The organism is Nostoc sp. DedSLP03, assembly GCF_034530815.1.
Taxonomy (GTDB): Bacteria; Cyanobacteriota; Cyanobacteriia; order Cyanobacteriales; family Nostocaceae; genus Nostoc.
Genome location: NZ_JAVRCK010000057.1, coordinates 42,999 through 55,514 on the forward strand (window position 1 = coordinate 42,999; position 12,516 = coordinate 55,514).

The 12,516-nt window shown below is 39.8% G+C and carries 11 protein-coding genes, 2 tRNA genes and 1 pseudogene; 6 read left to right on the forward strand and 8 right to left on the reverse strand.

The features are described 5' to 3' along the window. Window positions 1-187, forward strand: a 187-nt coding sequence (locus RM368_RS24420) for a hypothetical protein (RefSeq protein WP_322696433.1), incomplete at its 5' end; no start/stop codon positions are given. Here RM368_RS24420 and RM368_RS24425 read toward each other — a convergent pair. Continuing rightward, window positions 156-419 carry a hypothetical protein gene (locus tag RM368_RS24425; RefSeq protein ID WP_322674816.1) on the reverse strand — a complete coding sequence of 88 codons (264 nt, stop codon included), beginning with the start codon at window positions 417-419 and terminating at the stop codon, window positions 156-158. The genes RM368_RS24420 and RM368_RS24425 overlap by 32 nt on opposite strands. Continuing rightward, window positions 416-547 (reverse strand): hypothetical protein, encoded by a 132-nt coding sequence (locus RM368_RS24430; protein WP_322696434.1) that lies wholly within the window; start codon window positions 545-547, stop codon window positions 416-418. Before RM368_RS24430 ends, RM368_RS24425 begins: the two co-directional genes overlap by 4 nt. A gap of 196 nt (window positions 548-743) precedes the next feature. Here RM368_RS24430 and RM368_RS24435 point away from each other — a divergent pair, with 196 nt between their 5' ends. Together RM368_RS24435 and RM368_RS24440 are read left to right on the forward strand one after the other, a co-directional pair. After that, window positions 744-1,232 carry a DUF1499 domain-containing protein gene (locus tag RM368_RS24435; protein WP_322696435.1) on the forward strand — a complete coding sequence of 163 codons (489 nt, stop codon included), beginning with the start codon at window positions 744-746 and terminating at the stop codon, window positions 1,230-1,232. Between the two features lie 324 nt (window positions 1,233-1,556). After that, window positions 1,557-1,628 (forward strand) — tRNA-Val (locus RM368_RS24440). Between the two features lie 285 nt (window positions 1,629-1,913). On the opposite strand, the gene RM368_RS24445 is transcribed toward RM368_RS24440, so the two are convergent. From RM368_RS24445 to RM368_RS24455, 3 genes are all read right to left on the reverse strand, one after another. Further along, on the reverse strand, window positions 1,914-3,320 hold the full coding sequence (locus RM368_RS24445; RefSeq protein WP_322696436.1) for a 1-acyl-sn-glycerol-3-phosphate acyltransferase: 1,407 nt from the start codon (window positions 3,318-3,320) through the stop codon (window positions 1,914-1,916). A 167-nt stretch (window positions 3,321-3,487) separates the two neighbouring features. Then, window positions 3,488-3,934: a DUF2127 domain-containing protein gene (locus tag RM368_RS24450; protein ID WP_322696437.1), complete on the reverse strand. Its 447-nt coding sequence runs from the start codon at window positions 3,932-3,934 to the stop codon at window positions 3,488-3,490. A gap of 269 nt (window positions 3,935-4,203) precedes the next feature. Continuing rightward, window positions 4,204-4,276: transfer RNA gene (locus RM368_RS24455), tRNA-Ala, on the reverse strand. A 68-nt stretch (window positions 4,277-4,344) separates the two neighbouring features. Between RM368_RS24455 and RM368_RS24460 the strand changes: the two genes are divergently transcribed. Continuing rightward, window positions 4,345-5,259 (forward strand): rhodanese-related sulfurtransferase, encoded by a 915-nt coding sequence (locus RM368_RS24460; RefSeq protein WP_322696438.1) that lies wholly within the window; start codon window positions 4,345-4,347, stop codon window positions 5,257-5,259. 15 nt (window positions 5,260-5,274) lie between these two features. Here RM368_RS24460 and RM368_RS24465 read toward each other — a convergent pair whose 3' ends face one another. After that, window positions 5,275-6,774, reverse strand: a complete 1,500-nt coding sequence (locus RM368_RS24465; protein ID WP_322696439.1) for an ATP-binding protein — start codon at window positions 6,772-6,774, stop codon at window positions 5,275-5,277. Beyond that, window positions 6,761-9,109: a PAS domain S-box protein gene (locus RM368_RS24470; protein ID WP_416212256.1), complete on the reverse strand. Its 2,349-nt coding sequence runs from the start codon at window positions 9,107-9,109 to the stop codon at window positions 6,761-6,763. Before RM368_RS24470 ends, RM368_RS24465 begins: the two co-directional genes overlap by 14 nt. A gap of 578 nt (window positions 9,110-9,687) precedes the next feature. Here RM368_RS24470 and RM368_RS24475 point away from each other — a divergent pair. Next, window positions 9,688-9,810 (forward strand): annotated as a pseudogene (locus RM368_RS24475) (IS4 family transposase); the annotation flags it as partial. Between the two features lie 260 nt (window positions 9,811-10,070). Here the strand turns inward: RM368_RS24475 and psbA are convergent. Beyond that, complete coding sequence (gene psbA, locus RM368_RS24480; RefSeq protein ID WP_322674025.1) at window positions 10,071-11,153, reverse strand: photosystem II q(b) protein; 1,083 nt, start codon at window positions 11,151-11,153, stop codon at window positions 10,071-10,073. A gap of 874 nt (window positions 11,154-12,027) precedes the next feature. Here psbA and RM368_RS24485 point away from each other — a divergent pair. Further along, window positions 12,028-12,399 (forward strand): DUF2237 domain-containing protein, encoded by a 372-nt coding sequence (locus tag RM368_RS24485; protein WP_322696440.1) that lies wholly within the window; start codon window positions 12,028-12,030, stop codon window positions 12,397-12,399. Window positions 12,400-12,516 lie beyond the last annotated feature (117 nt).

Here is a 12,516-nt window from a genome sequence, read left to right on the forward strand (position 1 = left end):
AATGCAAGCCGATGCATTCACAATGCAAGCCGATGCATTCACAATGCAAGCCGATACATTCACAATGCAAGCCGATGCATTCACAATGCAAGCCGATGCATTAACATTGTCGTGTATTGCCAATTTAATTCGGTATGAATTAATGAAATGCTGTACTAAGATACTTTTGGTTGCTGCCATAGGATGAGTTTCAATTCAGAGCAGTAGTAAGCCTCATCACTGATTTGGTGTTCGTGGTCGGCTATCCAATCATAAATTTGTGTTGCTTTTGCTAATGCCACTTTTTCTGAACGATAAAGCTGAGGAGTAGGACAGTAGGCTTGGCCATTGATGTGTATAGCTGCAATCTGCCAATAATCGCTCTCTGGTACAACTTCTAAAAACCCGTTACTGTAAGGCTGGATTATTCCTATGTTCATCTACAACCATCAAACTTTCTAACATTGGCCACAACAAAGCCGATACCAGCCAATTCAAGCGAATCAAAGCTGGAATCACCAGGGAATGCGATCGCAACCCCTGCTAATAATTTTGAGTTCGTAGTCAATGGAAATCTGAATTATTAGTCACTTTTTTGGCTTGATTCCGTTATTGGCAAAAATAATGGCACAAGGGACTGGTCGGCGCGGCTACATTAGGATTGCCTAAACTCAGAGTGCGGCTGGATAGATGATAATCTGTAGAGCGAACCAGCAATTCGCAGTACTCACTCAAAATAACCGCACAAAAGGAGTAAATTTCTCATGTCCCGTCTGCTAACAGCATTCCGGCAGCGATTTTTCCAGAGTGTCGCTTTTGCAATACTCTTAACTTTGATTAGTAGTTTAATACTTCCTGGGGCTACTTGGGCTGCTTCTAGCTTGGGAGTTGATAATGGTCATCTTAGTTCTTGTCCGGCTTCAAACAACTGTGTTGTTAGTCAAAACGCAGATGAAAAACACGCCATCAACCCGATTCCTTATCATGTAGACCGCAATGCAGCTAGAGAAATCTTACTAAAAGTTATCAGTGTTGTTCCGCGTACAGAAATTGTAGAACAAACAGATAATTACATCCACGCTCTTTCTAAAAGCCGTATCTTCAAATTTGTTGATGATCTAGAATTTTATTTACCTCCTAATGAGTCAGTAATTCATCTGCGATCGGCATCTCGCGTGGGAGAATCCGATCTTGGTGTCAACCGCAGACGAGTCGAACAAATTCGTCTGGCTCTACGCGATTTAAACATTTGATTTTGTCGCTACTGATTCTCATTTAACTGAGAGAAGTGCGATCGCAATATCATTACAAAATTTATACTTAGTGGAGAAATGTCAGACTATCTGCAATGATTGTGCTTTCCATACCTTAGTGGAAGAAGCGATAACGTGCATTCATCCTGACGAATTTGGGGTTAATTGTTCTACCGTCATTTTCTGCGATTCATTTGAGCCATCACTCATAATTGACAGTCCTTGCGTGACATACGGGAACGATGAAGAATAACGTCAATTGCAAAGGCGCAGCATTTCAACTTACGTCGCTATTTAATAAGTTATGGTAATATAAAAGGTCTTGGGCGATTAGCACAGGGGTAGCGCACATCCTTCACACGGATGGGGTCACTGATTCAAATCCAGTATCGCCCACTTAATACTGTAGAACAACAAATTATTTGTCAAATGTACATTCGCAAATTAGTGTCGCTCGAAAGCAAAATTATCTTTACACCCCAAAGTTGCAACGAGAGTTTACCAAATTAGGATTTTGTCCTATTGACTTGACTGCTATAAAAGAAATGAAAGGCAAATTTCCTAATACTAAAAGGAGCTTCAAAGCTCAAAATTTAGGAGGATGGGACGAAATTTAGAAAAAATTCTTTGATGAAGGTGCAATCTTGGACAAAATTCGAGCGAAAAATCTAAGAATTTCTATTATTTAATCATCTTCTCTAAAGCGATTTGCAAATCTTTTGTCAAATCGCTCACAGCTTGTCTAGACGCTTGGCGATCGCCTTGACAATTTTTGAAGCGTTCTGTAACTAAAATTGGCTCTCCCACAGTGATTTGTGTCTGTCGCAAACCTAACCGAGGTCGCCCCGGAAGTGTTGTATCCTGAATTCGAGAAAGCATATCGAATACAAGCAAAGCTGTTTCTGCAAACCGATCCGCCGTCGGTTGTTCCTGAATATAAGTAGCTGTGACTGCAACAAAACTTTCCACTATCCGCATGTGCCGCATTCGCAAGTCGGCTTCTTCTGCAATCCAGTCTGCCAAACCGCGTTTGAAGGGTGCTAAAGCATTAATATCTGGCAAATCGTCTCGGTAAATGTAACTCCAGCCAGCCTCTTCTAAGCGGCGACAACGGTCAATAAAATTACCCTGCGCTTGAACTCCAAAATATTGCTCGGCAACTTGTAATGCCTTATCCAGTAGGCGATGGAGTCGGGCAATTAATACCTGATTAGCACTCTTCAATTCATCATTTGAGATGGTTTTGGGGATATCTTGATGATAGAAGCGACGATAAAACTCTTCCATCTCGGTAATTAGATATTCAGCCAACCTACAGAGGCGTTGATGGTAAATCTCTTCGCGATTACCCGAATCAATTTCCAAAACTTTCAAGCCACTATCAGCTTCTAACTTACTCAACAACCAATCTATCTTAGACCAAGGTGGCTCAACGTAACTATATTGGATAGCGATCGGTACAACGATCGCAGTCTCAGAACGGTTAGCTTTTTCTAAGTCTTCTACACACCAGAAGGCCATTTGAGCAACACCAGGTTCTAAGGGGCTAACAATGCCACTATGACCATTAGTACCGCCTTCCGGTGCTACTGCGATCGGTAGTGCGCCATTCGCAAACAACTCCCGTGCATTTTGGATAGCTTGCCGATCTAGTCGCCTACCCCGCCGAACCGGCACACCCCCCAGCAGAGAGAACAGCCAACCTAGCCACTTTCCAGCCCAAACTGTCATACCTCGGTCATAAAGAAAATAGCTGTGAACCAGCGATTTTAATGTGATACCTTTTTGACGAGCAACTTGTGGCACAATCCGAGAAAGCAAATACAGCATACAAAGCGGATCTTCCACCTCTGGATGGCGAAATGCCAACAAAAAGCGAATTTTTCCAGCCTGAAATTGTTGATAGAGTTCAGCTAATACTTCAACATTCGTGGCTTCAATTTTGACAATCCCAGCTGGTAGCCAAGGACGAGTGCGAAACCGTAGTGCGATCGGCAGTAACCACCGAACAATCTGGAGTACCAGCGGATTCAACCGTGGAGGAATAAATTTCAATGGTGGTTGAGTAGACTGAATCGATCTAGGCAAGTCGCTCTCCAGATTATATTTCTAGCGATTGTACAACGTGGGGGTCTTGGTTTTGCGCAAACCCTGAGCTTTTGACGGTCAAGCTTTTTAATCACTACCTTTGGCTCTTTTGGTTACTCACCACTCCTAAACTTTTCAACGATAGACCCCAAGTATCGAATCAAAAATTACTTTGGATGTTTAGGAAAATTTCGGAGTAAATAGCCAAACACAGCTAAATTTAACACAAAAACTAATGTTTTAATCGGAGATATTCCTCGAATCAATTCATAAATCTCTGGTGGAATACTGATACCGACAAGTCCCAATACTAAGACATGTGCCCAACGCTTTTCGTACCATAAACCAACGGCTTCAATAGTGGTAACAATAGCATATATTCCGGTTCCGATGCCGCTAAATGCTAGAGTTCTAGGATTTAAGTTAACAACTTTCTTTAAAAGCCAATCAATAATTATCGATTTACCTTCTAAAACATAATTTTCTGAAAGCGCCTCTAGAGTTTGATAATTTTTTAATGTCAATAATAAAGCGATCGAAGTAACCATAAGCAGCAAGGCGGTAAATGTTTTGTAGAGAACAATTGCCACTAACCCCAATGGACGCTTTTCCAAGGAACCCCCTAAGTATAGATAAGTCAAATTTTGAACGTAAAAATTACCTGAGTGTTGTCAAGTCAAAGTTCATCTCCTTATCCAGAGATTCTTCTAACTAAGTACGGCTTTGAATCGGTGCAATGAATGCAATACTATACTCCCCGAACCCCCTGCTCAACAAGGAAAAATAATCCCATTTTTTGAAAATGAATCGGGTTTTAATTGATTTGAATGTGCGTAGACTAGCAAAACAACGGGCATCACGCATTTCAATCAAAAATTTTTAATGGAGGTTAGCGGACTCGAACCGCTGACATCCTGCTTGCAAAGCAGGCGCTCTACCAACTGAGCTAAACCCCCATACTAAAATAGTAGATAACTTTGATTACCGTTGTTATTGTAACTTATATCATTCAATTATCAAAGGGATGAAGCTAAAAAATATCCAAGTTGTCGCAACACTGTATAAATTTGTTAAGCTGCCAGATTTTGCCGAGAAACGAGATCCTCTGCTGTCTTACTGCCAAACGCAAGGTGTCAAGGGGACTATTTTGCTGGCACTTGAAGGGATTAACGGTACAATTGCTGGTTCGCGTCAAGCCATTGACTCAGTTCTTTGGTTTCTGCGTTCCGATCCCCGTTTAGCAGACTTAGAATCCAAAGAGTCCTATACGGAAACCCCACCTTTTGAGCGGATGAAGGTGCGATTGAAGCAAGAAATTGTTACTTTGGGGTTGCCAGAAATTGACCCAAACGAACAAGTTGGTATCTATGTCAACCCTGAAGAATGGAATGATTTAATTTCCAATCCAGAAGTGACCGTGATTGACACCCGCAATGATTATGAGGTGAATATCGGTACTTTCCAAGGAGCAGAAAATCCCCAAACTGAATCATTCCGCGAATTTCCTGATTATGTGCGCCACCATCTCGACCCAACCAAACACAAAAAGGTTGCTCTCTTTTGTACAGGCGGCATTCGCTGTGAAAAAGCCTCATCCTTCATGCTTGCCCAAGGCTTTGCAGAAGTCTATCATCTCAAGGGCGGCATTCTGAAGTATTTGCAAGAAGTTTCAGCACAAGAAAGTTTATGGGAAGGAGAATGTTTTGTTTTTGATGAACGGGTAGCCGTTAGTCATGGATTGGAGAAAGGAAGTTATGAGTTGTGCCTCTGTTGTGGGCGTGCGATTTCAGAAGAAGATAAAGTGTCTTCCAAATATGAGCAAGGTATCTCCTGTCCCTATTGTTTTGATAGCCTCACCGAGGAGAAAAGAGTGCGTCAGCAAGAAAAATGGCGTCACTACCGAACCCAAATTGGCAACAAAAATCAGAATGTGAGTTGAAGAAGAATTTATAACTCATGATTCAGAATTTAATGGCAAAATTACTGTAAATTTAGTACCAATTCCAACTTCACTTGTGACACTAATTTGACCCTGATGAGCATCAACGCATCTTTTAACAATTACTAACCCCAATCCAGTACCCTGAATTGATTTAACATTTGAGGCTCGGTAGAATGATTCAAACAGTCGAGCTTGGTCTGCTTCTGGAATACCCATACCCCGATCTTGAATGTAAAAAGTTGCTACTTTCTCAATTGGGTCACATATTAAATCAAACTGAATCTTGCCACCTTGGGGAGAATATTTAACCGCATTTGAGAGAAGATTTGCAAATAGGTAATGTAAGAGTCCTTCATCCATGACAGCGGACGTATTCTCACTATCACAGGTAAAAGCAATTTCACAAGCGCTGTTTTTAACAATCAAAAAATCTTCGATTAACTCTTGACAAAATTGCTCTAGGTTAAGGGGAGCAGGATTGAATATGAGTTTTTCTGCTTCTGCTCGACCCATAAACAGCACTTCTTCCATGAGTTTTTCCATAGATTGGACAGCGCCTTGAATTCGCTTTAAATAGATGCCTCTTTTTGTATCTGTCAAATTTGCTCCTTGCATTTCCATGAGTTCTACTGCGGTTTGAACAACAGTTAGGGGATTACGGAACTCATGAGATACAGTAGAAATAAATAGGGATTTGAGACGGTTAAGTTCTTGCTCCTTCTCTAATGCTTGCTCTAGCAATTTTGTTTGGTGTCGTTCGCTAAGATCCCAAAAAACAACTACTACACCATTTATCTGGTCAGTTCCTCGCTTCAGTGGTGAAGCACTATCGCCAATGGGAATTCTTTTGCCATTTTTTGTAATCAGAGATGTGAATTCCCCTAAATAAACAGCCTGTTGCTCGCGCAGTACTTTTGTCACAGGGTTTTCTAATGTTGTCTCTGTCACTTCATCGACAATATGAAAAATTTTTGCTGCTTCATTTCCTAAAGCATCTTTTTGCTGCCACCCAGTCAGTGCTTCAGCTGCGGGATTCATGAATGTCATCTTTCCCTGCTCATTAGTAGCGATTACAGCATCACTCATTGAGTTTAGAAGGGTTGCTAACTGATCTCGATTTTCCCGCAGTTCGCGTTCTAATCGGTGTTTTAACAAACCAATCTCGATCGCGATTTTTAAATCTTTTGTAGTAAATGGTTTAACGATGTATCCAAAAGGTTGGGTAATTTTGGCTCTTTCTAAAGTATGATCGTCTCCATAAGCGGTTAAATAAATTACAGGTACATCTAACTGTTCGCGAATCTGAATAGCGGTAGCAATACCGTCCATCTCACCTTTAAGAATAATATCCATTAATACTAGTTCTGGTTGAGTTTCCGATGCCTTGGCAATGGCAACTTTTCCAGATGAAGCTGTACCTGTAACAATGTATCCTAGCTGATTGAGTTGACTAGCAATAGTTCTAGCCACAATCACTTCATCTTCAACGACTAAAATCCTAGCTCGATCCATTTGATATTGATGAATGCAAAGTTAACTGCGTAAATTTTATGTTGAATACTGTTCCGCGATCGCGTTCTAGAGTAATATCGCCTTCTAGTTGTTCTGTAACCAAGTCATGTACTAACGACAGACCCAAAGAATCAGTATTTCTCCAATCTAAATTATCTGGTAAACCAATCCCATTATCTCGGATAGTCATCTCGATACTGTTATCTGTATTGTGTAAAGCGATACTAATTTTCCCTACTTGTTGATTGGGAAAAGCGTGTTTAAGGGCATTGGAGATTAATTCGTTAATCACCAATCCACAGGCGATCGCTTGATCGACATTCAAGCTTACTGAATCTATATCAGTTTCTAGAGAAATTTTACCAGGGCATATTTGATACGAAATTAGTAAGCTAGCTGCTAAGTTATTGATATAGTCAGCAACATCAATTTGTCCGATATTAGCGGAAGTATATAAATTTTTGTGAATTAGAGATATTGATTCAATTCGATTTTGACTCTCTCGAAGAACTTTGATTATTTCCGGGTCTTTGAGTGTTTGAGACTGAAGTTGTAATAAACTAGAGACAATTTGCAAATTGTTTTTAACTCGATGATGAACTTCTTTTAAAAGAACTTCTTTTTCAGCTAAGGCTGTTTTTAACTTTATTTGAGCTTTTTGTCTTTGAACAAGTTCCGTTTGAGCTTGCGCTAAGATGCTGGATTGTTGAATTGCGATCGCTAATTGGACTGTTACTCGATCGAGCAAATCTAATTGATTTTCTTCCCACTCTCGAAAACCAGAGCATTGGTGAGCAATCAGTAAACCCCAAATGTGAGAGCCAGGGTTTTGAGAGCTTACTTCTAGTAAAATCGGCACAACTAAATTTGCTTTCACCTCAAACTGTTCTAACAGGCGAATATGGCAATCAGTTAGTCCAGCTTCATAAATATTAGCGATCGCTCGTTTGCGTCCCTGATAATATTCCACTCCTGGGCCTGTTTGAAAACACGTATCATAAATCTCTACACCCAAAGAAACCGTCCATCCAGGTTCCACTGATTCCGCCATAATTGTGCCGATCATCTCTGAGTCAAACTGATAAACTACTACTCGATCGACCCCAAGTAAATCTCGCACTTCTTGAACTGTTGCATTTAGAATATCTTGAAGATTTAAAGATTGACGAATCCGTTGAGCAACAGTTCGTATCAATTGCTCCCGCTCGGCTTGAGCTTTTAGAGCTAGTTCAGTTTGCTTACGTTCTGTAATATCTTGCCCAATACCAATAATTTGACCATTTGAAAGAGAAACATTAGTCCAAGAGGTCTCCAGTAAACGACCATCGCGCACCTGAGTTGTAAAGTCACCCCAAATGCGTTGTGCAGACTGAATAAAATTAATTACATCCTGTCGATATTCAGAATTAGGATATAGCACTTCCAAGACATCACGAGTTTGGAAATCTTGAAATTTCCAACCGAGAATATTTTCCCATTCTTGGTTCACCCACTGGAGTTTACCATTGGTATCGATCAGGGCAATCATCAATGGTATGCTCTCAAAAATTCTCCGCAAAAACTCATTTTGTTCTTGAAGTTTGGTTTCGGCATTTTTGCGGTCATTAATATCATTAAATACTGTTAAAATGGCTGATTCATTGTTAAAAACTAAATATTGTAAAGAAGCGATCGCCCAAAAACGAGTTCCATCTGCTTTTTTTAATTGCAGTTCATAATTATGAATAAATCCTTGTTGATTAAGAACTGTTAATAGCGCTTCTAAATCTTTTGAATTATGATATAAATCTACAATTTTTTTGCGATTAACTAAATATTCTGGAGAAAACTGAAATGTTTGAAGCAGCTCTGTATTAGCGTATAAAACCAACCCATCAGACACACGCGAAATAATGAATGGAACAGGAATAGCTTCAGAAATAACTCGAAATCTAGCTTCACTTTGTTGAAGAGTTTTTTCTATTTGTTTGTGTTCTGTGATGTCTCGTATATGAACTAAGCGAGCCTTATAGTTGTCATAGTCTATTGTCTGTGTGAAAATTTCAACATCAATAATCTGTCCGTCTTTTCGCTGATGTCGCCATTGTCTAGTAAAGTCCAAGCTAGAATGCTTTTGTCGTAAATATTCAAGTAAGAGAGGCACATCTTCTGAAGGGCGAACGTCAGTTATTCGCATTTGCAAGAACTCTTCTCGTGAGTAGCCGTAGTGAACAACAGCAGCTTCATTTACATCTAAAAATTGCAGATTATTCTGGTTATATACCCACATAGGATTGGGATTTTTAGAGAAAAGGAAATTAAAACTCCTTTGGCTTTCATTTTCAGAAAATAGCATTAGTGGTTTTGTGATAAAAGTTTTTATTATGTACTAAAATTTAATTATTTTAAATCTAAAATAATTATTAATTTTTTTTGCAAAATATGTTTTTACGATCCAATCATCTACTGATTCAGAATTTCATGTATAAGCTCTTTGATATTTAGGGATAAAAAATTGGTCTGTACTCAAAGAGACTTCCTACAGAGGAACATATCGGTTCAATATTTATGCAAATCTCCAGTGTCCAGTGTAAAATATTAGGACTTACGCACTATACAAATCAACCAAAACGTGTATTACGGTATTTAGTCTTTTCAGAGGTTTCAGATAACCCTGATTTATTCCGACATTTGCGTAGGCGTAGCCCGTCGTAGACATCGCTGGATGCAAAACATGGCTAAAATACCCAAATTGTGTTTAGTACTTATGTACGATGCGTAAGTCCTAAAATATGTCTGAATAGTTTACACTAAGAAAATATCACTTGCACAGCTAGGGGGAAGATCAAATAGCCTGAAATGCCTACATACTAAAGAATGTGGCAATTTATGATAAAACAATAAAAAGCCTTTATTCTCAATAAGCATTATTTAATGATAAAATTGCCTGAATTCTACGAAAAACACTTGAAACAGGAACTTGGACTTGCCGAATATTTAATACTAAAAATCTTGATTAATTTATTACAATCGATAAAAGAACTAATTAGGGATGCGTCAATTGATTATTGATAAGATGTCTATTCCCATATAGGAATCCGCTTTGATTCAGAGAAATTATTTGCTTAAGGAGGCAACTCTTAATAGGGAAGAAGGAATAAAAGTCTTCTAAGTTTTTTCCAAAAATCAAATACGAGTCCCATATATTTTGAATTGTTAGGAAAAGTGGGTTAAAGCAACTTCTAATTCCTATACATTAAAACAAAAAGCGCCCTCCGTTACCAGAGGGCGCTTTCTTATTTAGCTAAACTTCAGAATTAACCGTTGATAGCAGGAGCAGTCAGAGCTACAGGAGCAGAATCACCAGCAGCCAAATCCAGAGGGAAGTTGTGAGCGTTACGCTCGTGCATCACTTCCATACCCAAGTTAGCGCGGTTGATTACATCTGCCCAAGTGCTGATGACACGACCTTCAGAATCAATGATTGACTGGTTGAAGTTGAAACCGTTCAAGTTGAACGCCATTGTGCTGACACCCAAGGCGGTGAACCAGATGCCAATTACAGGCCATGCTGCTAAGAAGAAGTGCAACGAACGGCTGTTGTTGAAAGAAGCGTATTGGAAGATTAGACGACCGAAGTAGCCGTGAGCCGCAACGATGTTGTAGGTTTCTTCTTCTTGACCGAACTTGTAACCGTAGTTTTGAGATTCGGTTTCAGTTGTTTCACGAACCAAGGAAGAAGTTACCAAAGAACCGTGCATTGCAGAGAACAAGCTTCCGCCGAATACACCAGCTACACCTAATTGGTGGAAGGGGTGCATCAAGATGTTGTGTTCTGCTTGGAACACGATCATGAAGTTGAATGTTCCGCTGATTCCCAAAGGCATACCATCGCTAAATGATCCTTGTCCGATGGGGTATACCAAGAATACTGCACTTGCTGCTGCAACAGGAGCAGAATATGCTATTGCAATCCAAGGGCGCATACCTAAGCGGTAGGATAGTTCCCATTCACGACCCATGTAGCAGAATACGCCAATCAGGAAGTGGAAGATTACCAACTGGTAGGGACCACCGTTGTACAACCACTCATCTAAGGAAGCTGCTTCCCAAATTGGGTAGAAGTGCAAACCGATGGCGTTGGAGGAAGGTACTACTGCACCGGAGATAATGTTGTTTCCGTAAATCAACGAACCTGCTACTGGTTCGCGGATGCCATCGATGTCTACTGGAGGTGCAGCGATGAAGGCGATTACGAAGCAAGCGGTGGCGGCTAGCAAGGTTGGGATCATTACTACGCCGAACCAACCGATGTAGATCCGGTTATTGGTGCTGGTGATCCATTCGCAGAATCGATCCCATACATTGGCGCTTTGGCGCTGTTGTAAGGTTGTTGTCATGGTTTTATGATTGCGGTTATTTATGAATCAGACGTTTTTGTTTTCGCCTGTGAAACTACTTTACACTGCTTTACAAATATTAATCAAGTTTTATTACTACAGTAAAACTGATATGAGCTATCAGGTTTGCTTATTGAAAAGCAAACAACGAGGCAAGAATACGCCAAAGTTATCTTTATATATAGATATATAGCGGTGCGCAGTTGAGTGAGATACAAAAACTTTGCTGAAATGATTTTACAATAAGGACTTTGGTGTTCTCATCCAATCAATAACCGCTATCTGACATCACATATCTGGTTATATGGCTCTTTAGAATCGGTGTCTGATTTATGTTTACGATTGCTTAACGGAAGTAACCCTCTGTTCGCATAGCCTTTCGTAGAAAAGAGAACAAGAAATTTTGATAGTCAGAAGCCACTTCGATTTGTAAAGACTGGCTCCTCTATTACACTAATAAAAAACGACTACAAGTATTATTTGCTTACTTTTCTGGGAATAATAACTTTGTATATTACCGCTATTCTAAAAAATTAACCATCAGCTTACCACTGAGGGCTTTTTTTGTTTGGCAAAATGGCATATCTGTAAATTAGAGGGTTGCTATGGTATTTGAGTAGGATACATTCCATGCGAAAGTACTGACTTGCATTACCCCTGGCTAACTACTAGGGGTTTTTATTTTTATTTAAAATCAGAGCGATCGCTCTTAGATATTCTGCTGAAAAATTTATTTTTAACGATTTTGAGAAAATAATTTTAGCATTCCCTGCTTTTGGGAATTAATTAGCGATCGCGATTTTTCTTCAAACAGGAAATTGACAATAAATATAAGCTTATATTAAGTGGAAAAATCAAGTACAACGAATTAACGATGATAGACGCTAAAAATGTAATCGATGGAAACCTAGAGGTTTGCTGTACTTCTCCCGTGACTGGGTTTTACCGCGACGGTTTTTGTCGTACAGGTGGTCAAGATTTCGGATCGCATGTCGTATGTGCCCAAGTGACATCAGAATTTCTAGAGTTTACCAAATCGCAAGGGAACGACCTCAGCACACCTGTTCCTGATTTTAATTTTCCTGGATTGAAACCTGGCGATCGCTGGTGTTTGTGTGCTTCTCGCTGGCAAGAAGCTCTAGAAGCTGGCGTCGCTCCACCCGTCATACTTTCATCAACCCATACTAGAGCTTTGGAAGTGGTTTCTCTAGACGAACTGAAAAAACATGCTCTAAGTTCGTCTTGATTGGGTATTGGGCATTGGGCATTGGGCATTGACAAAGAGGAGGCAGGAGGCAGAAGTTCTACAATGTTTGAATTTTGAATTTTGAATTTTGAATTTTGAATTTTGAATTTTGAATTT